This is a genomic window from Enterococcus sp. DIV1298c (genome assembly GCF_017316315.1).
In the GTDB taxonomy this organism is placed as follows: Bacteria; Bacillota; Bacilli; order Lactobacillales; family Enterococcaceae; genus Enterococcus_B; species Enterococcus_B mangumiae.
Genome location: NZ_JAFLWG010000014.1, coordinates 33,188 through 54,012, shown reverse-complemented (window position 1 = coordinate 54,012; position 20,825 = coordinate 33,188). Strand labels below are relative to the sequence as shown.

The window sequence follows — 20,825 nt, the reverse complement described above, 5'->3', positions numbered from 1 at the left end:
TTCTAAAAGTAAATGAGAAAAGGAAGAACCCAATAATAGAAAGAACAACCTGTCTCTGGGTCACAAAGGTTTACTCGTTGATTTTTATTAAGTGCATGTTTTATGTCTTTGCTGTTGGCACAAATTTTATACATAGAACTGAATGTGTTGGAAAAATAAGCTTACATATACCTTACATGTTATGTAATAGGAGCGATAAGGATGTTAACAGATGAAATAAAAATTTTATTTTTTGGTCAAGAAGATGAATATAAACGGTTATTTGAGTCAAATAAATTTGAACAGTACCAACCAGGTAAGGACTATCAGGTACAAATGTTTGATGCTTGTAGTAATGAAATTGAGAAATTGATTATTCGACAGGTGAAGGAAGGTAACCTGCTCACGTTACAAAATTGGGAGGATTTTTCTGACAACTTGCCTATGTTGCTATTTCCCCAAAATGAAAAAAAATTAGTTTATTTTTCTGAATATTATGATGCCATGAATCGCTATCCTGAGAATCGCTTATCAACAGTTTTTAGAGGAGCCATTCAAGCAGGCAACCTACATACAGATGGCCAAAAACTATTTTATATCAATGCGGAAGGAAATGAGACCCCAATCGACTTACGCAAAGATCATGGGTATAAAACAGCTTTAGATATGGCAACAGACCATAAGATAAGAATCATATTCTCTTTGAGTGACTTAAAGCACAAGAATATAGACGAAAAAAATTATTTGTTTCGCGAAGATAATGGCGTTCTTCAAGACTCACTCCGTTATGTCCAAGAAAAATGGTCACGAGTAGAAAACATCTACAAAAAGATTCTCTTTATAGAAAATGTAAGGATTGTAGATCCTCCTTGGATCAAAGTTGCTTCTGTAAAGGATCGGCAACCAGATCTTAATCATGTAATAACAAATAAAAAAGCTGAAGGTGAAGGATCAAATACGAATCAGACAAACAAAATAGAAGGAGAAATATTACTTTTTGGACATAAGCGTGCGTGTAAAGAGATGGCTCAATTACCTGAAGTTCAAGAAAAACTTATCAATAAAAACTATAACGACTATAAGTTCGATGCTTGCAGTAAAGCAATTGAAAATTTAATCATTGAATATGTCAAAGAAGGAAAACTGATTACATCGGAAGATTTGGATGATTTTTCAAAAAGATTACCTTCTTTGTTGGAAGTACAAGCAAGGAAGGTAGTACATTTGCCTGAGTATCTTCGTTCAATGGAGTCAAAAGACGGAAATCATTTAACGACTATTTTTTCGAACTTATCAGAAAATGTCAATTTGAAAACAAATGGGACTATGTTATACCACGAATACTGTAGGGGGAAATATTACGAAAAAGTACCTATAAAATATCTTGAAATACAAGCATATAATCTTGCAATCGAAACAGCTATTCGTGGCAATACAGCCATTTACTTTTCACTAGACGGAATCAATATGAAGGGAATACGATACAAGATTCAAGAACACGCATTTGAAACGCTCACTAAGAAATTCTACACGAATGAATTATTCAGCAGTGTACTTCGAAAAATTTACCGAAACTATCCGGAAATAGGAGGAAGAGTCACATTTATTGAAAAGGGGAAACAAGTAGCCCCACCGTGGCTTGAGGGACCATTTGTCGGAGCGTGGCAAGAGTACATCGAGCATAGAGAAAAGAAATTAGAACAAAAACTAGCACAGAAAAAGATTCTCCGCCCAGGTGACAAAGCGGATCGAATGGGGACATTAATGAGGTTCATACGTACAGAGTATATCATACGGACTAACAAACAAAATAGAAAAGGTATAAGTCCAGCATTTCAGGAAAAATTAAACACATTCGAACAATGGGCAAATAAACTAAATGAACAAAAAATCCAACAACCTCAAAAAGCAAGAAGCCTCTCTCTACACTCAGAAAAGAGACCAGAAGGAAGTCAGGAATTACCGAAACAGTTAGCTGCATTTCATCAATGGAAAGGCGATTTAAATCAACAGGGAATTGTACAACAAACTCGAATATTCCAAGAAAAAATTAAAATGTTTGATCAATTGGCAAATACTTTGAATGAACAGAAAAAAGTCCAACAAATTCAAGTAAATCAAAGGAAAGCATTTTTACAAAGAGAAATATAACCAGAAAATCAAATCTTACATTTGCTTGTAAAAGCAGTAAATTTAAGAAAACGGAGTAGAGGGATGAACACAGAAAAAGTATACATTTTATTATTTGGGATGCATAAGCAGAGATATCTTTTTTTTCATGACGTCGTAGCAGGAAAGGTTAATCTTAAAGAGTTTCCTAATCTGACAGAAGCGACTTCATCAGAATATGTCATTGATCGCTACAACAGAGGCATACATGAATTAATCGTTAGCAACGTGATGAAAAAAAAATTAGGAACCATAGAAGAATGGAAAGAATTTGAGAAAAAGTGGCCTAGCTTATTAGCAGAAGAACATAAGTATCGCCCGCATTGGAAAAGATACTGGCAGTGCGTGCAATGGAATCCTAAGAATCAGTTGCTGAATATCTTTAAACAAGTAGTGTCTGAAAAAAATTTATTCGTGGAGAATGAGGTACTCTCCTATCGAAATGAGAATAAAAAGAAAAAAGATTTTTTGAGACATATCGAAAGAGGATGCAAAAATGGTATTGATATAGTCATACATTATCCCAATATTAAGATGTATTTTGTATTGGATAAGTTGAATATGGAGAATATCGCTGATAAAAATCGTAAAAAACAATACAAAGGTGACTTCACGTGTAAAGAACTTCGTTATATCTTTCGCCATTGGTATTTACTAAAAGAAAAAGTCGTATTTTTTGAGAATAAAAAAATCGTGAAAGCACCTTGGATCGAAGGGAAATATGTCAAGGATTGGCAAAAGTATCAAGAAATGAGAAAAAGGCGTCTAACAGGAAATCTAGAGAAGCAAAGGTGTCAATCAATGGAAGAGATCCAAGCAAGTATATCCAGTACAAGTGAGAGGATAGGAGAACAAAAAAACTTGCAATCGTTACTGATAGAAACAGTAGGAAAACAAAAAAATATCCAAGAACAAAAGAAACCTTTTGTCCGTAGGCAACGAGCCATGACGATTTAGTTTTTTGTAGAAAATAATTTTCAGATATATATATAAGAAAAGAGGAATAGCATGGATACACAAGAGGAACCAATGATCTTTCTTTTCGGATTATCCGAGCCACGTAAATTTTTTTACGGTGATCTCTTGGACGGAAAAATCCCAACAGAAAAAGATGTATTTAAAGATAGTCGATGTGTACATGATCATCTGATTGATACATATATCGAAGGATTGAGAGAAACAATGAAGCAGCGGGCAAAGATGCTTATGGACCCAGTGAAAAGAAAGCTTTTTTTTAAAGATTGGATCAATTATTTACTGCCAGAAATCAAGGATTTGCCATTATGGCCACGCTATTTCAAATTTAGTCGGGAAAATGAAAAAAATAGATTAGAAAAGCCCTATGAGCAAGTCGAAGTGGTAGCATATAGCCCAAATATGCATAAATTTCATAAAAATGGAGAAAGGATCGAACCATGCGGACATACAAAAAGAGGCTGTAAAATAGGTATCGATATAGTAAAAACAAGACCAAATACAAAAATTTATTTTACGTTAGATGATCTAGATAAACGAGCTGTAATAGACAAAGAGTACGGTAAGGGCGACTATTTCAGTTTAACATCTTCAGAATTACGTTATATTTATCGGGATTGGAAAGTGTTAAAGAATAAAGTGGTCTTTTTTGAAAATAATAAGAGAACAAGGCCACCATGGAAGGAACCGTTATATAAGTTAAGATGGAAAAATTATGCAGCAGGAAGGCTACATAAGAGAGGAGAAGTGAAGGGAACAGATTCAATGGAAAGCACCTCTACCAATAAAGAAAGGGCATCGGAAGTACAATCACTTGATAGTCTGAAAGCGAATGCTTATAAAAAAATGGATGAAAGTCAAGAAATCGCTAGAAAAAAACATGAATTTCGTTCCTCTTCAAAAAGTGTGGAACGAACCATCTAAAAAGAGTTTGGGATTTTAGGCATCTTGTGTTCTTTAAAATCGACTCAACAGTGTTCCAGTAGCTGACCTTAAACAGTAAGCTAGAAAATTGAATATAGTTTCTCATATTTTATAATTTTTTAGCTTACTGCTCAGATCAAGACGCTTCCGTTACAACCTCTTTTAGCTAAAGTGATATGTCTAAGTTAAGCGTTCTTTTTTAGAAGCCATCATTGTTCGATCAAGCGTTTTGCGATGTCATAGTCACCTTCATAAGGTTTATCGACTCCACCGACTTTTTGATACGCATCGACGCCTTTACCAGCGATGACAACAGAGTCTTCTGGTTGGCTTTCTGCTAACGCTTGTTGGATCGCAGTTGGTCGATCCATTTCATAATGAACTGCAAGCTCCGTATTCGTAATTGCTGCATGGATTTCTTCTGCGATTTTTTGCGGATCTTCAAAGGCAGGATCATCAGCAGTCAAGAAAACGACATCGGCTGTTTCTGACAAGACTTCCCCAAAATCTTTTCTGCGGGAAATCGCTTTGTTTCCTGGGCTTCCTAGAACGACGATCACACGACCGTTGGGATGTTCGCTCTTTGCAAATGCTAATAACGTTTTTAAACTTAAATAGTTATGTGCATAGTCAACATAGACATGCGCACCATTTTTATGAGTCAACTGATCCATTCGACCAGGAACTCTCGCTTCTTTAAGTCCTTGCTGGGCATCGTTGATGGAAGCACCAACTAAGGTTGCCGCAATGATCGCACTGGCTGCATTTTCCTGATTAAAGCCACCAGCTAATTTGATCTCATATTCCGCCTCAACTGGTAGATCGCATTCGTGTGTGATCAATTGAAAGGCTTGTGTTTGATTTTCTAAACTTTTCACTTGGACGTCTGTAGTATCTGCTCGTCCATAAGTGATGGCAGGAATACCATGGACTTGTCCTGTCTCCACTAACAAATCAAAGTAGTCACTTTCACGGTTCAAAATCACTTTTTTAGAATTTAAGATCAACTGACGTTTGCAATAAAAATAATCATCAAACGTAGGGTGTTCGATCGGACTGATATGGTCTGGAGAGATATTCAAGAAAATCCCAACATCCAAGGTTAGACCGTAAACACGTTGCGTTTTATACGCTTGGGAAGAAACTTCCATGACAAGATGAGTCATTCCATTTTCCGCTGCTTCCGCCATCATTCGATAGAGATCCAATGATTCAGGTGTCGTCAAATTAGACTTGAAAAAAGTCTTACCGTCTAATGTCGTATTCATCGTTGAAAACAAAGCAGTCTTGTAGTTAGTCGTATGATCTAAGATTGCTTTTGTAAAGTATGCAGCTGTTGTCTTACCTTTAGTACCAGTAAAACCAATCACTAGCATTTTCTTTTGCGGATAGTCATAAAAAGCCATCGAAAGAATTGCCATTGCTTTACGGATATCGGTAACGATAATCCCACAAGCTTCAGTTTCATAAGGCTCTTCGGCAACGTAATAATTAAGCCCTTGAGCGATTGCAGCGGTTAAATAGTCTTCTTTAAAGTTTAACCCTTTACAAAAAAATAATGTCTCAGCATCGACTTGACGTGAGTCATAACTTAATTTCTTGAATACTCGATTTTCGGGGGCATAAAGATGCCACCCTTGTGGTGATACAAATTCTTTTAACAGATTTTCTTTTAACAATAAGTTGCGGATATCTTCTAAGGAGAAGCTCATTGAATCATCCCTCACTTTGTATTTATTTGGTCTATTATAGCATATTTTTTCAGCTCGTATTTTCGTGAACGGGCGATTTAAGTAAAAATGAAAGAAGGCAAGGTATGGAAAATGAACAGAAACAAGTGATTTTATTTTTTGGATTAACAACCACAAGAAATGACTATTTGAACCGAATAGCTAACGGAGAATTTCATTTAAAAAATGTGACAGTCGATAAAGAGACAACTTGGGTAGATTACTCATTTGATCTCTATCTTAGCCATCTACGTGATGTGTTAAGGACAAAAGGAGCAGAGCTGACAACGCCAGAAAAATGGGAAAAGTTTTCCTATGAATGGCCGGATTATATCAAGTCCGAGTACAGAGATTTACCACTATGGAAAGATTATTACTATCACACACAAGTCACCCTCAAAAATCGGTTCGCTCATCTTTATAAAGGAACTGTTGCCCAGCCTTATTTTTTTGTAAAAGCCTATTCTAAAAATTATATACCAGATGAATTTAGTGTATTGAAACTCCCTGACAGCAAAGAATTAGGGAGGTATATCTACAGTGAATTAGCGAAAGATCCTAACGCAAACTTGGGCGAACATCGATATGGCTTTGCCAAAAAAGGCAAATTATATTCGCCATCATTACATATGATAAGAGGGTCCAAAATCGGTGTAGATATTGCCAAAACAAATCCAAATGTGATGATTTATTTTCTATTAGACGGACTGGATATGAAGCGAGTCTTGACTAAACCGCGCGTAAAAAAGCCGACTAGCAATGTCACCAACCATGAACTTCGTTATGTCTATCGGAATTGGTCGCAACTGGAAGGGAAAATCATTTTCTTTAAAAATGGAAAAGAAGTCAGTCCACCATGGGAGTCATTCGAGTATAAGAAGATGTGGGAAGCTTACAAGCCAAAAAGGTTTCAAAAACACAACTGGATCCGCAGGAAGTGGATGGATTTTCGCAATAAAAAGGGAGTCATTCAACAGGGAAATGCGAATGCGAAATACAATATGAAAAAGGAAGAGCAAATGCGCGCATTTGCTACCCTCCAACAGCAGATAAAGCAAGATAAGCCAATAGTCGGCGAAGACAGTCGGGAAAAAAATCGACCTTGTAAACGAACCTTCTTCGAAAAAACAGTACATAGAGTTGAAAAAATAGCGTATCGGAGAAATGAGGCAGTTACAAGTAAGGGAACACGGCAAAGGGAAAGACGAGAACCGCTGCGTAGCTGATGATTTAGTCGCAGAATGTTTTAAGAATAAATTAACCAATAAAAAGAAAGAAGGAGTAGAAAAATGAATTCTGAAGAAACAAGCGAATTTAAAGGACAGTTATCGAAGGGAAATACCGAATATTTACAGTCAAAACAGCATCTAGAATATCATTCAATGCACAGTATAGAATCTGACTCAATCTATTATAGTCTAGAAGATAGCCGACTTTCTCAACGATCAGAAGAGCAATCAAAAAATACAATAGCAAGCGTTCCAGATTTAGAGAAAACATCTTCACAACTGAAATCAAAACGACGAGGACTTTTTTCATATATACTAAAAAAAATCAGAACACTCAGTCGTAAAATAAAAATAAAAAAATCTAAAACAGCTGTCATTAAGTCAGTAAATCATCCACACATGGTCCAAAATGTAAATCCTTCTACTGTGACTACGAAAGACAGGCCTCGATACTTCACCCGTAAACTAGATTCGGCGAAAAAAGTTGCAAAAACGGCAAATCATTCAATGTCAAAACAAGAAAGAGCTGTGGCTTCAAAAGCACGAGATCGTAGTATGAAAGTGTAAGTAAAACGAAAGAGTAAAAGAGTAGGAGTGACATAGAACTATGTTTATCTGAAATGCGCTATTTAAAATAAAAAGAAAGAAGGAATAGATCAATGAATCGAGAAATTAATGAGTATGATAGATTCGTAAGTCTCAATAAGTATAGGCGAGGTTATGCAAAATATGATAGATATGAATCAATTCAATTAGTACAAGAAGTAGAAACTAACCCTAAGCTACAAGAATTGTTAGCTAAAGATGGAGCGCCGACTAAAGGGCAAGCAGCGTTGGACTATGTGTTTAAAAAGAAAGAGCGTAAAGAAGAAAAACCAGTTCACAGCATTCCACGTATCACTAGGTATCAGCAACAAACAGAAGGTCTGAGTAAAGGAGTAGCAGAGATAGACCAGTTTAATAAGAAAGTTCGTGAATTAGTAAAACCAACATCTAGCATTTTAAATATCCCTAAGTATCAGCAATGGTTGGAAAAGGAGGAAGCTCTAGCAAACGGGAAAGTGGCAGTCAAAAGTACGTTAAAGGGCATAGCTGCTAAATCAACGAATGATGGAAAGACAAGAGACGATACAGTTTTCTCTGATCAAGATAGTAGTGAATTAGGGCTTAAATTCAAAAAAGAAAATTTCCATCTTAAATTCAAAAAAGAAAGTTTTGATAGAAAATATGAATATGCAAAAAAATATGCAGCTGTTGTAAATGGCAACTCACAAAAAAATAAAAAATCCGCGATTTCGAAAGAACAAAGATAAAACACAAGAACTTCCTACGAATGAAAGAAAACGGTTATTATGTAAAGGTTGCGATCGACACTAAATCAAAAAAAGCCAACAAAAAAGATTGCTACTTTGAAGATTTACACTTAAAATATGAGTAATGTTTTGAAGAAAGTTGGAATCTGATCAATGACTAATCAACGAAAACCAGCAGTAGAAAATTTGACAGTCCAAGAGAAAATGGCTAGAGGTTCTGCTTGGATGACTGCAAGCAATATGATTTCAAGATTGCTTGGGGCAGTCTATATTATTCCTTGGTATGCTTGGATGGGCGAAAATGCAAAGGCTGCCAATGGGTTATTCAATATGGGGTACAATATTTATGCGCTATTCTTAATGATTTCAACTGCTGGGATTCCAGCTGCAATTGCGAAACAAACCGCACGATACAATTCATTGAATGAATATGGTACCTCTCGTCGGCTGTTTTTACGAGCAATGCAAATGATGGCTGTGTTAGGTGTGTTTTTTGCAGGATTTATGTACTTTGCTTCTCCTTGGTTAGCTCGTGCCTCTGGTGGTGGCGAAGAGTTGATTCCGATCATGCGCTCATTAAGTGCAGCGCTACTCGTTTTTCCTTGTATGAGTGTCATTAGAGGATACTTCCAAGGGAATCAGGAAATGATGCCTTATGCCCTCTCTCAAATCGTCGAGCAGATTGCACGTGTTTTCTATTTATTACTCTCCACATTCATCATTATGAATGTCCTGTCAGGTAATTACGTGACCGCAGTCACTCAATCGACTTTTGCAGCATTTATTGGCATGGTCATCAGTTTGGCTGTCTTGTTATATTTTTTGAAAAAACATCAAGCGTATACATCAGCTCGTGTGCAATATAGCGAAAATCAAGTGACGATTGCGACGAAAGAATTACTGGTGGATACGATCAAAGAAGCGATTCCTTTTATCATTGTCGGCTCAGGGATCACGATTTTTAAATTGGTCGATCAATTTACATTTATTCAGATCATGTCGAATGCCACCGAGTATTCAAATGCACAATTATTGGATCTTTTTTCGATTTTCAGTGCGAATCCTGATAAGTTGACAATGGTTGTCATTGCTTTAGCAACATCGATTGCTGCGACAGGTCTACCGTTGATCACAGAAGCGGTAACGATTAAAGACCGACGTGGATTAGCAAAATTGACAAGCAGTAACTTACAGTTGTTTTCTTTTATCATGTTTCCTGCAACGTGTGGCGTGATGCTCTTAGCTTATCCGTTGAATACGCTATTTTATACGCCAGATCAACTAGGAAGCCAAGTGTTGGTCCAAGCAAGCTTTGTTGGTCTTTTTCTAGGACTCTACATGCTTGTATCAAATATGCTCCAAGGGATGTTTGAGAATAAAGCAGCTATTTACTATTTACTCATTGGGTTTATCGTAAAATTAGTGTTGCAGTATCCAGCCATCCGTATTTTTGAGGTATATGGCCCATTGCTTGCAACGATGATCGGCTTTATCGTTTCTTGTACGCTGATACTAAAGAAAATCCATCAAGTGGCACGCTTCAATCGGAAATTCGTGTGGCGGCGCACCTTATTGATTTTTATTCTAACGATGTTGATGCTTCTTGCAGCGGGGCTAACGAAAATGATTTTCGGGATGTTCTTGAATCAAGATAGTAAGTTCCAATCGCTCGTATTGATCGTCTTAGTAGCAGGAGTCGGCGGTTTCGTCTATACGTATCTAGCATTGAAGCTCCGTCTCGCAGATAAGCTATTAGGACGTCAAGGGATGATTCGTTTACGACGACGTTTGCGCATCAAATAAGACAGACATTGCTAAAAAAGGAGACAATCGTATGCGTTTAGATAAATTTTTAGCCGATATCGGTCTTGGCAGCCGCAAAGAAGTTAAAGGGCTGATCAAAAAAGGCTTGATCACAGTCAATGGAGTATGTATCAAAAGTGATAAACATCAAGTAAAAGAAATGGAAGATACGGTGATGTATCTGGATGAACATTTACATTATCAAAAAGATTTTTATTATATCTTGAATAAACCGGCTGGCGTAGTTTCAGCAACTCAAGATAATTATGATCAAACCGTTATCGATTTACTTTCTGATGAAGATTTTCGAGAAGACCTATTTCCAGTCGGCCGCTTAGATAAAGACACAGAAGGATTGTTGATCCTGACCAATGATGGACAGTTTTCACATCAGTTGCTCTCGCCAAAAAAACATGTGGAAAAGGAATACTTCGCAGAGATTGCAGGCGTGATGACAAAGGAAGATGTGTCAGCTTTTGCAGAAGGCTTACTTATTGATGGGGATGAACAAACCTTACCTGCGACGCTCATTATCGATTCGGTCGATGAAGAAACTAACACTTCTCGTATTCGCTTGATTCTACATGAAGGAAAATTCCATCAAGTCAAACGTATGGTGAAAGCCGTTGGGAAAGAAGTCACTTACTTGAAAAGGATTCGTATGGGGAATTTCCATCTCCCAGATGATTTGTCCTTAGGAGACTATCGCCAAATGACGGCAGAGGAATTGGCACAAGTTAGAAGTAAATAGATAGTAACAATGGCTTATAGAGTTGGGATGTAGTTTCTCGATTCTGTAAGTTTTTTTGTTTGAGATTGTGAAAGAAGTATCTGCAACAATTGAGAAACCTAAACGTAAACACGAATAGAGAAGGTACTAAAAAATAAATTCCATATACGATTATGATGCTAAATCAAATATTTATGAAAGATGTAATAAAATGATAAGTATATGATGTATGATACTTAGTGTATAAGTCATCTGAATTTTTTATTGTCCAAAAAATCAAGTCATTAAAACTACTCAAATAAAATTTATAGGGAATTTTTAAGTACTAGTATATCCCAAAATGGAAGTACATAATGAACGAAAAAGTTGTTTTTTTACATGTTATTTAGTTTATAGAAATGTTTAATAATCTACTTATGTGAAGGGGAAATATGAAAAAGGATAATTTCATCTTAATGGATAAACTTGGCGTGGAACACAAAGATAATAAGGTGTTAAAAAGCATAAATTTAAAGATTGAACAAGGAGAGTTTGTTTTTCTGATAGGAGCAAGCGGCTCGGGAAAAACAACTTTAATTGAATTAATTCAAGGGAGACGAATGTATAATACCGGTAGCTTGAAAATTTATGATAAAGAATTAAGTCAATATAACTATATGGAATTACAAGATTTAAGGAAAATGATGGGAGTAGTTTTTCAAGATACAAGGTTATTTGAAGAATGGACAGTGTTTGAAAATATAGCATATAAATTGAAATATTTAGGCTATCCACTCTCATTTATACAATCGAGAGTTGAGGAAGTAACAATAGATTTAAAAATAGATAGATATATAAAAAGTTCACCTAAAAATCTATCTGGTGGTGAAAGACAACGTGTGAATATTGCAAGAGCAATCGTTGCGAATCCCAAAATCATTATTGCTGATGAACCGACATCTAATTTAGATAAGGCAAATGCAAAAATTGTCTTTGAGTTATTGAAAAAAATGAATCGACTAGGTTCTACAGTGATTATGTCTACTCATGATCCTAATTTTATAGAAGAATCCCAATTTAGAATAGTTAAGCTAACTAAAGGAGAAAAAGTCTATGATCAATGTGGGGCCAACTATTTTATCTAACTTATACCTTGTTAAGAGAAGCTTTGAGAGCGCACGCAAAACAGGGATTAGATACATTGTTTCGATTATTATTATTGGAATCCTATTTCTTGAATGTGTTTTTTTGCAGCTATATTTACAAAGATTGATTCAAGTCATGGAACAAGAAATAATGAGTGCTGATTTAAAGTTTGTGCAACTAAGTTTAAATGGGAATCAATTTTTAATGATGCAAATTTCTTTTGGGAGGGATATTCTATCCTTCTTAATAGTAATAATTTCTATTTATATACTATTTGATTTTAGAAATAAAATGTCGCTAATAAAAGCAATTGATAGAATAGATGTTGAAACAAAAATATATTTGGGGATCCACCCTAAATATGTGTTGAGAGAATTCCTGCTTAAAAATTTTTTTATATACATGTTTGGTTTAAGTCTTAGTTATGTACTTTCCATTCTTCTTAACATGAAACTGGTCTCTTTGTTCAATTCTATTTTACCTTATGATATTCAGGTCAATCATAGAAACTCCATTTTCCTTTCAATGGGTCTTTTTATACTAATGATTTCTATAGTATTAGCATTTTATATTATTGTATTAGAATTTATCAGTATCCAGAGATTCAAGAGAACTTTTTCACTCTATTAATACTAGGTTAATTATTTGAAGATGTTTATATTGTGTAGTTTTTAGATTACAAGTAGCAAACAAATAGAGTAATTGAGACAAAAACTACTTACAGAATCAAGGGATGTATTTCTCGATTCTGTAAGTAGTTTTTTCTGTCTGATTACTCATTATTGAACACTCCTTTCATCCCCTTCTCTATAATTTGTTTCATTTTACCTATAATTTGTTTATTTATTCTCTTTTTTGAAAGCGCTATAATTACAGTGCGAATGAGGGGAAAGGAGTTTTTATATGCGAAAAAGGAAGGGGTTAAAAGGGTTTATTGGCAATTTATGGCGATACAAAGCGCTTGTTTTGATGGCTGTCCCTGGGATGATCTGGATGATTTTTTTCTTTTACATCCCGGTTCTAGCGAATGTGGTTGCGTTTAAAAATTTCCATATTTCTGCTGATGGCTTTCTTGCAAGTTTAAGGGAGAGTCCTTGGGTAGGATTGGAGAATTTTAAATTTTTATTTTCTTCCGATCAAGCATTTTTGATCACGAAAAATACGATTTTATATAATGTGACATTTATTTTATTGAATCTCTTGATATCTGTCGTCTTTGCAATCATTATGAGTGAGTTGCGAAACAAACGCTTGGTAAAAGTGTATCAAACGATGTCACTGCTGCCGTATTTCCTTTCTTGGGTCATCATCAGTTACTTCGTGTATGCGTTTTTAAGTCCAGATAAAGGGATTTTCAACCAATGGCTGGCAGCAAATGGCAGCGAAACGATCAATTGGTATAATGATCCGAAATATTGGCCATTTATTTTAGTCTTTATTGGAACGTGGAAGGGAATCGGCTATAACAGTATCATTTACTTTGCTTCGGTCATGGGGATCGATCCAACCTATTACGAGGCTGCGATGGTCGACGGCGCAAGCAAATGGCAACAAATCAAGCATGTCACTATCCCGCAGTTGGTTCCATTGATGACGATCTTGACGATATTGGCTGTTGGAAATATTTTCCGAGCCGACTTTGGTTTATTCTATAATATTCCAAGAAATTCCGGCGCACTTTATGAGGTGACTCAAGTATTAGATACGTATATCTACAATGGTCTGACATCCACGGGTGACTTTGGCATGACGGCCGCAGCTGGGCTTTATCAATCTGTCGTTGGCTTTGTCTTATTAATGATCACCAATACGATTGCTCGTCGTTTTGACAGCGAATCGGCATTGTTCTAAGGAGGAGAGAAATGAATAAAAAGAAAGTCCAACGAGTGGAGATCCGCTCGTTCAATAAAACCACCAACTTTTTCTCCAACATCTTGATTGCACTTTTTGCTATTTCCTGTGTGTTACCATTTATTTTTGTGATTGCGATTTCTTTTACAGAAGAATCTGCCTTATCGACGCACGGATACAGTTTCTGGCCTAAAGCATTTAGTACCTTTGGCTATACTTTCTTGTTTGATCAGATGCAAGACAAGATTTTTCAAGCGCTTTTCGTGACCGTTCTCGTGACGGTTTTAGGAACGTTGATCAATAGTACGGCAACGTCTCTGTATGCTTACGCAATTTCTCGTTCTAACTTTCCGTTTCGTCGTTTCTTTACAGTTTTTTGTTTGATTACAATGTTGTTCTCACCAGGTATGGTTGCGAACTACTTAGTGATGACAAACTTACTACAGCTGAAAGATACGATTTGGGCGTTGATTTTACCGATGGCGGTCAGTCCATTCAATATTATCGTGATGCGAACCTTCTTTAAGCGTTCGGTATCTGATTCGATCATCGAATCGGCTAGGATCGATGGGGCAAGTGAACTGCGGATTTTTGTTCAAATCGTCTTGCCTTTAGCGATTCCAGGGATTGCGACAATCAGTTTATTTGCAGCTTTAGGTTATTGGAACGACTGGTTCAATGCCTTGCTATATATCCAAAATGATAAACTAGTACCATTGCAATATTTATTGATGAAGATCCAAAGTAATATCCAATATCTTACTCAAAATGCTGGAGCTGGCAGTCAGTTAGCCGGCGGTCTTGCTTCAGTTCCTGGAGAGTCTGCTCGTATGGCGATCGTTGTTATTTCAACGTTACCGATTGCGATCAGCTATCCATTTTTCCAAAAACATTTTGTTAAAGGGTTAACGATTGGCGGCGTCAAAGAATAAAGCACTAAAAATAGGAGGAGAAAAAATGAAGTTATGGAAGAAATTAGCTTTTACAGGATTCTCAGCACTAACAGCAATCAGTTTAGCAGCTTGTGGCGGTGGTTCAGGTGATCAAGATAACGCAGAAGCCAGTGATACTCCAACATTACAAATGTATCAGATCGGGGATAAACCAGATAACCTTGATCAGTTGATGGAAGTGGCAAATAAACGAATCGAAGAAGAAATCGGTGTGAAAGTCAATATCAATTATATCGGTTGGGGCGACTATGAGAAGAAGATGAACGTCATTATTTCTTCAGGTGAGAATTACGATATCGCTTTTGCCAATAACTATGTATCAAATGCTCAAAAAGGCGCATTTGCAGATTTGACAGAATTAGCCCCTAAATATGGTAAAGAAGCGTATGATTCATTGGATGAAGCCTATATCAAAGGCAATCTAGTCAATGGAAAACTTTATGCGTTCCCAGTAAATGGCAACGTCTTTGCGAAACAAGTTTTGACCTTTAATAAACCATTGTTAGATAAATATGATTTATCGATTGATGGAATCGAAACGTACGAAGATGCTGAAAAGGTATTACAGGAATTCCATAAACAAGAACCGAATACAGCTGCTTTTGCAATCGGCCAAGGATTCAAAGTACAAGGTGACTTTGACTATCCATTAGGAAACACGTTGCCATTTGCGGTTGACTTGAATGGGGATAAAACAAAAATCATCAACCAATATGACAACGAAAGATACATCGAGTTGTTACGTACGATGCACAGTTGGTACGATCAAGGCTTGATCCCTAGTGATGCAGCGACAAGCAACAAAGATTATCCTTTAGAAGGTAACACATGGTTGATGCGTGGAGAAACACAAGGACCTTACGATTACGGCGATACGATCTTAACAAATGCAGCCAACCAAGAATTAGTGTCTAAACCAATCACTGTGCCATTGAAATCGACTGCGCAAGCACAAATGGCAAACTTTGTTGTTTCTAATACGTCAAAAAATAAAGAAAAAGCAGTAGAATTCTTAGCGCTGCTAAACAGTGACCCTGAATTGCTTAATGGCTTAGTTTGGGGAATCGAAGGAGAAGCTTGGGAAAAAGTAGGCGATGACAAGGTAAAACTATTAGATGGGTACCAACCAAAAACGCACATGTCTGCTTGGAATACTGGCAACAATAAAATCCTTTATACACAAGACACGATCACCGATGAAATGATTGCTGAAAGAGATCAATCCATCGCTGAAGCAGAGACTTCTCCGATTTTAGGGTTCAGTTTCAATACTGATACGGTCAAAACAGAATTAAGCAATATTTCTAATGTGATGAATCAATATTTGGATGGCTTGAATACAGGAACGGTCGATCCAGATGAAACACTACCAAAATTAATGGACGCCTTAGACAAAGCTGGCTACGATAAAGTATTGACAGAAATGCAAAAACAATACGATACATTCCGACAAGATAATAAATAATCAAAAGATAACGGCGGACATTTTTTATTGTTCGCTGTTATTTGTATAATAGGATAAGATGAAGAATAAGGGGGGAGACGTGTGTTAGGTAAAGCATTAGAAACATTGTTCATACGTGTATGGGTCATAATGAAATTGACGTTGTATTTCTGGGGATTGACCTTTTGTGGAGGAGTCATTTTAGGGATCGGGCCAGCATGGAAAGTAGTGAATGAACAATTTTATCGCCATGGGTTCGAATATAAGGAAATCACATTCAGCGGTAGTTGGCGGATGTTCAAACAAAACTTTGTTCGAGGAAATCAATTATTTGGTCTTTTTTCTGCGTGTCTCTTTTTACTTAGTTATAATTTGTATTTATCGATACAGATCCAAGGCATTCTTTTTTTAGTCATTGATTTTATTTTACTGTTTAGCATGTTATACGCCTATGCCACTTATCAATATAGCATGATCTTGGATAGTGGTTATCAAATGAGTTTAGGAAATCTATTGAAATTAAGCTTGATCTCCAGCTTTGCTAGCTTTTCAACTTTTCTAAAAATCATCCTTGGCAGTGGAATGATTCTTTGGGTAACGTGGAACTACAAAGGATTGATATTATTTGGACTGATTGGTTTGCTCACCGTCTGGAATGGGCTGATCACTAAGCAATGGCGGGAAAAGCTGGACATACAGCTGGAAACGTATGAATAGGCTGGCTTTTATCTTTTCAAAAGGCACATTGTTGAATCGATTATTACGTAAATATGCAATCGTCATGATTTCTTTGACGATGATTGCTACTTTCATCATCAGTGCGCACACCTTCATCCAAAGACAAATACAAGCCCAACAAGTGACGAATGAGGCGGTCCAAAGTACTTTACGAACCCTTAGTGATAAAACAACTTTAAGCAAAGTCATCAAAGATCAGTTCGTAGGAAATGCAGATAAAATCGAGAACATCACGACGTACTTGACGAAACCGATCGATCAATACCTGATGTATGCTTATGACAAACAGCGAGAAACATCAGATTTTCTTTCTTTTCCTAACTTAGTTCGCGATATGTACGTCGCATACGAAGAAGTGAGTACCGTCTATCTTACATTTAATCAGTTGCCAGAATATTTTGAGTCCACACGAGAAAATAAAGGTGGTACGGTCAAACGTGGCACACCACAATTAAAAAGCGCGTTTTACATCAAGATGACGATCACCCAAGGAGGCGCAGAAGTTGGCAGTATGTTTGTGGGCTTCGATAAAAATGAGTTGGATGCAGCGTTGTCTAATTTAAATACTTTCAGTGGCTTATCGCTTTATATGATATCAGGAACTAGTAACCGATTATATACTTTTCATGATCAAGCATTGGCGAAACGACAAGTGGCTAAACAAGAAAAACTGATCGATCATGGACTACAAGCAGATTCGACGTTACCACTGGAAGCATTAGCGAAATCAAACTTCATCCAAGCACAAGGGTTATCCGATGATTATCGTATCTTAGCTACATTAGACAAACGTGCGGTTCGTCGAGTCACTGTAAGGAGTTTAGCACCTTTGATCGTTGGCGTGATCGTATTAGTCGGGTTGCTGCTTTTGCTATTATACAAGACATTCAAGCGTTACTCTCAACAAATCGAACGAGTCATGGAAGCCATGGATGAAGTAGCGAAAGGCAACTTAGATACACGTGTGGATACAAGCATCACTGAATACGAATTAAAAGATCTCTCTGTAGGCATCAATGACATGTTGAAAAGTATCAATCAATACGTGGAAGATATCTACAAGTTAGAGATCAAGCAGCAAGATGCCCACATGCGCGCACTCCAAGCACAAATCAATCCGCACTTTTTATACAATACCTTAGAGTATATTCGCATGTACGCCATCAGTGAAGGTAGTGAAGAGTTAGCAGATGTCGTTTATGCGTTCTCCGCCTTGTTACGGAATAATACTAATCAGGAAAAGAGTATTCGCTTAAAAGAAGAATTGGACTTTTGTGAGAAGTATGTGTATTTGTATCAAATGCGCTACCCTAATCGTGTGGCTTATCATTTTACGATTGCGCCTTCATTAGAAAATATCGAAGTGCCTAAATTCATCGTGCAACCTTTAGTAGAGAACTACTTTAAGCACGGGATCGATTTTACTCGCTTTGATAATGCGCTAAGTGTAAAAGTATTCGAAGAAAATGGACTTGTCCATCTGTTGATTCGCGACAACGGCAAAGGGATCACTGAGGAACGTTTAGCAGAAATCAAAGCGAGACTCGCTCATCCAAAAGTAGAATTATTTGAATCGATTGGGTTACAGAATGTCAATGAGCGGATGCGTGGTAGTTTTGGCGAAAGTTATCAGATGATGTTGGAGCGAAACAATGAAGGGGGACTAACCATTCATATTACCTTTACGAGGAGGGACGACCGTGTATAACGTCTTACTGATAGATGATGAATATATGATTTTAGCGGGATTGAAAAAAATCATTGATTGGAATTCTTTAGGTTTTGAAGTAGTCGCTACAGCAGAAAATGCGATGGAAGGACTATCGATTCTGGAAAAACAGCCGATTGATTTTGTGTTGACCGACGTGACGATGCCTGAAATGAATGGATTAGAGTTTATTGAAGTTGCTCAAAAGCAATATCCTCATTTTGAATTTATGATTTTATCTGGTTATCAAGAATTTGATTATTTGAAGAGTGGCATCCAACTAGGAGCTGTAAATTACTTGATGAAGCCAGTGAATAAAACAGAACTGATTACTAGCCTGGAAACAGTTAAGAAACGTTTGGACCATCAATACGAACAAAAAAATCAACAAGAAATCTTTCAAGAAATCCTGTTTAGTCAATGGTTGAATGAAGAATTAGATGAGCCAAGTGAAGAAGAATTATTGGAGAAATTGGGGTCGAAACAGCGGCGCATCCTTTTGGTTCAATTGCCTAGAGAAGCAGAAAAAACCGTCAAGGAGTGGCTGGTCAAAACAAAAGAACCCTACTACTATCAAAGAAACTATGGGAAGCTGCTCTTATACGTTCTGTTATTAGAAGAACAGACAGTCGCTAGTTTTTGCCGCTTAGTCGAAACTTGTTTTTCAGAACAAGAGTGGTTGATCAGTATTGGCGAAGAGACAAAGGAAGTTGAGAAAATACCGGAAAGCTTTCACCAAGCGAAGGATAATTTACAACTTCATCAATTCTATGGCGAACAAAAGCAACAGATCATATATGCCGATCAACATGTAGCCAACGAGCAAGTGATTGATTTTTCGAATTTTAATCGCGTACTTCAAAGTGGACAATTGGAAGCTGCACAGAAAATGGTCACTGACTTTTTTGAGCAATTCCAACGTGCCGTGATGACACCGGAAGATATTCGGCACTTGAGTTTTTTGCTATTTATGGATATTCAAAGAGAGTTCGTTCGCTTAGAAGATGATGAATACTTACATGGCATCCAACAAATCAATCAGGCAAAATCAGTCCAAGACTTGCACCACTTGTTGTTAGCATTACTTAAAGAACAGCAAAATCAAAAAAAATACAGCCTGAATGTAGAAAAAGTACTGGGAATATTACATGAACACTATCATGAGCCACTGACACTAAAAGAAGTTTCAGAGGATCTGCACCTAAATGTCATGTATTTAGGCCAGCTTTTTAAAAAAGAAACAAAGAAAAGTTTTTCTTCCTACCTAAACCATTTGCGAATGGAACAAGCAAAATGGTTGTTGCTCCATAGCAATCAAAATATCAATGAGATATCCAATGAGATCGGCTATAACAATACGACCTATTTTTCAAAATTATTCAAAAAAATCGTCGGGCAATCTCCGACGGAATATCGAGAAAATCAAGGGAAAAGTGAAGGCGTGTTGTCTAAATAAAAAAACAGAGGTTGTGAGAATATTTATCTCATGACCTCTGTTTTATATAACTTTTTGAAGGAGTAGCCATTTTGTCTGTTGCTGAAGCACTAGCACGGATGATCCAGTTTGGATCGTTGCTGCTTGCACTTGTTGGCATCATGCTGACAATAAGCAAAAACGATAAAAAATAAACTGTCATAAACTCTTAGCAGAAGTTGACGGGTTTATCTTGACTCAAAAACATGCTACCACAAAACGGCTACATTGGAGCGATGTTGACGCATCGCTTCTTTTTTAGTATAGCATCTTAGTAAGTCATCTGTAAACAAATTTTCACAAATAAAAAAACAGAGGATGTGCGAGCAGGTTTCTCGTGTATTCTTTATTTTATATGATTGTTTGTGGTGAAACAATCATATAAAAAAACGTAAAAATGGAAATTTCTGATAGATTCTATGTTAAAATGGAGCATGTAGATTGTTTATGATGGTAGCTACTCAGGGGGTGATGCGTATGAGCATTTTCCTACTTCAACGGAAGGAGTAGCCATTTTGTCTGTTGCTGAAGCATTAGCATTGATGATCCAGTTTGGATCGTTGCTGCTTGCGCTTGTTGGCATGATGCTGACAATAAGCAGAAACGATAAAAAATAAACCCGTCATAAACTTTTAGCACAAGTTGACGGGTTTTATATACCTAAAAACATGCTACCACAA

19 protein-coding genes are annotated in these 20,825 nt (G+C 36.7%); 18 read left to right on the top strand and 1 reads right to left on the bottom strand.

Going from position 1 to position 20,825, the window contains the following annotated elements; genetic code table 11:
- The first annotated feature begins 201 nt into the window (after positions 1 to 201).
- The 3 genes from JZO83_RS04055 to JZO83_RS04045 all read left to right on the top strand — a co-directional run bounded on the left by JZO83_RS04055 (position 202) and on the right by JZO83_RS04045 (position 4,047).
- The gene (locus JZO83_RS04055) at positions 202 to 2,130 is read left to right on the top strand and encodes a hypothetical protein (RefSeq protein ID WP_207115042.1); all 1,929 of its coding nucleotides are present in this window, start codon (positions 202 to 204) and stop codon (positions 2,128 to 2,130) included.
- 63 nt (positions 2,131 to 2,193) lie between these two features.
- Positions 2,194 to 3,105 carry a hypothetical protein gene (locus JZO83_RS04050; RefSeq protein WP_207115041.1) on the top strand — a complete coding sequence of 304 codons (912 nt, stop codon included), beginning with the start codon at positions 2,194 to 2,196 and terminating at the stop codon, positions 3,103 to 3,105.
- Positions 3,106 to 3,156: 51 nt separating this feature from the next.
- Entirely contained in the window at positions 3,157 to 4,047 is an 891-nt protein-coding gene (locus JZO83_RS04045; protein WP_207115040.1) for a hypothetical protein, read from the top strand.
- A gap of 209 nt (positions 4,048 to 4,256) precedes the next feature.
- On the opposite strand, the gene JZO83_RS04040 is transcribed toward JZO83_RS04045, so the two are convergent.
- A complete protein-coding gene (locus JZO83_RS04040; protein WP_207115039.1) occupies positions 4,257 to 5,759 on the bottom strand; it encodes a UDP-N-acetylmuramoyl-L-alanyl-D-glutamate--L-lysine ligase in 1,503 nt (500 codons plus the stop codon).
- A 104-nt stretch (positions 5,760 to 5,863) separates the two neighbouring features.
- Between JZO83_RS04040 and JZO83_RS04035 the strand changes: the two genes are divergently transcribed.
- From JZO83_RS04035 to JZO83_RS14340, 15 genes are all read left to right on the top strand, one after another.
- Positions 5,864 to 7,003 carry a hypothetical protein gene (locus JZO83_RS04035; protein ID WP_207115038.1) on the top strand — a complete coding sequence of 380 codons (1,140 nt, stop codon included), beginning with the start codon at positions 5,864 to 5,866 and terminating at the stop codon, positions 7,001 to 7,003.
- A 63-nt stretch (positions 7,004 to 7,066) separates the two neighbouring features.
- Positions 7,067 to 7,573 (top strand): hypothetical protein, encoded by a 507-nt coding sequence (locus JZO83_RS04030; RefSeq protein ID WP_207115037.1) that lies wholly within the window; start codon positions 7,067 to 7,069, stop codon positions 7,571 to 7,573.
- 92 nt (positions 7,574 to 7,665) lie between these two features.
- Entirely contained in the window at positions 7,666 to 8,319 is a 654-nt protein-coding gene (locus JZO83_RS04025; protein WP_207115036.1) for a hypothetical protein, read from the top strand.
- A 153-nt stretch (positions 8,320 to 8,472) separates the two neighbouring features.
- On the top strand, positions 8,473 to 10,122 hold the full coding sequence (locus JZO83_RS04020) for a polysaccharide biosynthesis protein (RefSeq protein WP_207115035.1): 1,650 nt from the start codon (positions 8,473 to 8,475) through the stop codon (positions 10,120 to 10,122).
- Between the two features lie 31 nt (positions 10,123 to 10,153).
- Positions 10,154 to 10,873 carry a pseudouridine synthase gene (locus JZO83_RS04015; protein ID WP_207115034.1) on the top strand — a complete coding sequence of 240 codons (720 nt, stop codon included), beginning with the start codon at positions 10,154 to 10,156 and terminating at the stop codon, positions 10,871 to 10,873.
- Between the two features lie 410 nt (positions 10,874 to 11,283).
- Positions 11,284 to 11,976 carry an ATP-binding cassette domain-containing protein gene (locus tag JZO83_RS04010; protein WP_207115033.1) on the top strand — a complete coding sequence of 231 codons (693 nt, stop codon included), beginning with the start codon at positions 11,284 to 11,286 and terminating at the stop codon, positions 11,974 to 11,976.
- Entirely contained in the window at positions 11,945 to 12,607 is a 663-nt protein-coding gene (locus JZO83_RS04005) for a hypothetical protein (RefSeq protein WP_207115032.1), read from the top strand. Before JZO83_RS04010 ends, JZO83_RS04005 begins: the two co-directional genes overlap by 32 nt.
- 273 nt (positions 12,608 to 12,880) lie before the next feature.
- Positions 12,881 to 13,828, top strand: coding sequence for a sugar ABC transporter permease (locus JZO83_RS04000; RefSeq protein WP_206853872.1), 948 nt, complete (start codon positions 12,881 to 12,883; stop codon positions 13,826 to 13,828).
- An 11-nt stretch (positions 13,829 to 13,839) separates the two neighbouring features.
- Positions 13,840 to 14,760 carry a carbohydrate ABC transporter permease gene (locus tag JZO83_RS03995; RefSeq protein ID WP_206853869.1) on the top strand — a complete coding sequence of 307 codons (921 nt, stop codon included), beginning with the start codon at positions 13,840 to 13,842 and terminating at the stop codon, positions 14,758 to 14,760.
- A gap of 25 nt (positions 14,761 to 14,785) precedes the next feature.
- Positions 14,786 to 16,246 (top strand): ABC transporter substrate-binding protein, encoded by a 1,461-nt coding sequence (locus tag JZO83_RS03990; protein WP_206853867.1) that lies wholly within the window; start codon positions 14,786 to 14,788, stop codon positions 16,244 to 16,246.
- An 81-nt stretch (positions 16,247 to 16,327) separates the two neighbouring features.
- The gene (locus JZO83_RS03985) at positions 16,328 to 16,942 is read left to right on the top strand and encodes a DUF624 domain-containing protein (protein ID WP_207115031.1); all 615 of its coding nucleotides are present in this window, start codon (positions 16,328 to 16,330) and stop codon (positions 16,940 to 16,942) included.
- Positions 16,935 to 18,671, top strand: a complete 1,737-nt coding sequence (locus JZO83_RS03980) for a sensor histidine kinase (RefSeq protein ID WP_207115030.1) — start codon at positions 16,935 to 16,937, stop codon at positions 18,669 to 18,671. Before JZO83_RS03985 ends, JZO83_RS03980 begins: the two co-directional genes overlap by 8 nt.
- The gene (locus JZO83_RS03975) at positions 18,664 to 20,127 is read left to right on the top strand and encodes a response regulator transcription factor (protein ID WP_207115029.1); all 1,464 of its coding nucleotides are present in this window, start codon (positions 18,664 to 18,666) and stop codon (positions 20,125 to 20,127) included. Before JZO83_RS03980 ends, JZO83_RS03975 begins: the two co-directional genes overlap by 8 nt.
- A 68-nt stretch (positions 20,128 to 20,195) precedes the next feature.
- Positions 20,196 to 20,300, top strand: a complete 105-nt coding sequence (locus tag JZO83_RS14345) for a putative holin-like toxin (protein ID WP_347401504.1) — start codon at positions 20,196 to 20,198, stop codon at positions 20,298 to 20,300.
- Between the two features lie 357 nt (positions 20,301 to 20,657).
- Positions 20,658 to 20,762 (top strand): putative holin-like toxin, encoded by a 105-nt coding sequence (locus JZO83_RS14340; RefSeq protein ID WP_347401503.1) that lies wholly within the window; start codon positions 20,658 to 20,660, stop codon positions 20,760 to 20,762.
- Positions 20,763 to 20,825: the final 63 nt, after the last annotated feature.

What these genes read in the sequence shown, in the direction of transcription:
- JZO83_RS04040 (WP_207115039.1), bottom strand. Translation starts at nt 5,759, where the DNA reads ATGAGCTTCTCCTTAGAAGATATCCGCAACTTATTGTTAAAAGAAAAT.
- JZO83_RS03980 (WP_207115030.1), top strand. Translation starts at nt 16,935, where the DNA reads ATGAATAGGCTGGCTTTTATCTTTTCAAAAGGCACATTGTTGAATCGA.
- JZO83_RS04025 (WP_207115036.1), top strand. Translation starts at nt 7,666, where the DNA reads ATGAATCGAGAAATTAATGAGTATGATAGATTCGTAAGTCTCAATAAG.
- JZO83_RS04005 (WP_207115032.1), top strand. Translation starts at nt 11,945, where the DNA reads ATGATCAATGTGGGGCCAACTATTTTATCTAACTTATACCTTGTTAAG.
- JZO83_RS03990 (WP_206853867.1), top strand. Translation starts at nt 14,786, where the DNA reads ATGAAGTTATGGAAGAAATTAGCTTTTACAGGATTCTCAGCACTAACA.
- JZO83_RS04050 (WP_207115041.1), top strand. Translation starts at nt 2,194, where the DNA reads ATGAACACAGAAAAAGTATACATTTTATTATTTGGGATGCATAAGCAG.
- JZO83_RS03995 (WP_206853869.1), top strand. Translation starts at nt 13,840, where the DNA reads ATGAATAAAAAGAAAGTCCAACGAGTGGAGATCCGCTCGTTCAATAAA.
- JZO83_RS04020 (WP_207115035.1), top strand. Translation starts at nt 8,473, where the DNA reads ATGACTAATCAACGAAAACCAGCAGTAGAAAATTTGACAGTCCAAGAG.
- JZO83_RS04055 (WP_207115042.1), top strand. Translation starts at nt 202, where the DNA reads ATGTTAACAGATGAAATAAAAATTTTATTTTTTGGTCAAGAAGATGAA.
- JZO83_RS04000 (WP_206853872.1), top strand. Translation starts at nt 12,881, where the DNA reads ATGCGAAAAAGGAAGGGGTTAAAAGGGTTTATTGGCAATTTATGGCGA.
- JZO83_RS04010 (WP_207115033.1), top strand. Translation starts at nt 11,284, where the DNA reads ATGAAAAAGGATAATTTCATCTTAATGGATAAACTTGGCGTGGAACAC.
- JZO83_RS04030 (WP_207115037.1), top strand. Translation starts at nt 7,067, where the DNA reads ATGAATTCTGAAGAAACAAGCGAATTTAAAGGACAGTTATCGAAGGGA.
- JZO83_RS04035 (WP_207115038.1), top strand. Translation starts at nt 5,864, where the DNA reads ATGGAAAATGAACAGAAACAAGTGATTTTATTTTTTGGATTAACAACC.
- JZO83_RS04015 (WP_207115034.1), top strand. Translation starts at nt 10,154, where the DNA reads ATGCGTTTAGATAAATTTTTAGCCGATATCGGTCTTGGCAGCCGCAAA.
- JZO83_RS04045 (WP_207115040.1), top strand. Translation starts at nt 3,157, where the DNA reads ATGGATACACAAGAGGAACCAATGATCTTTCTTTTCGGATTATCCGAG.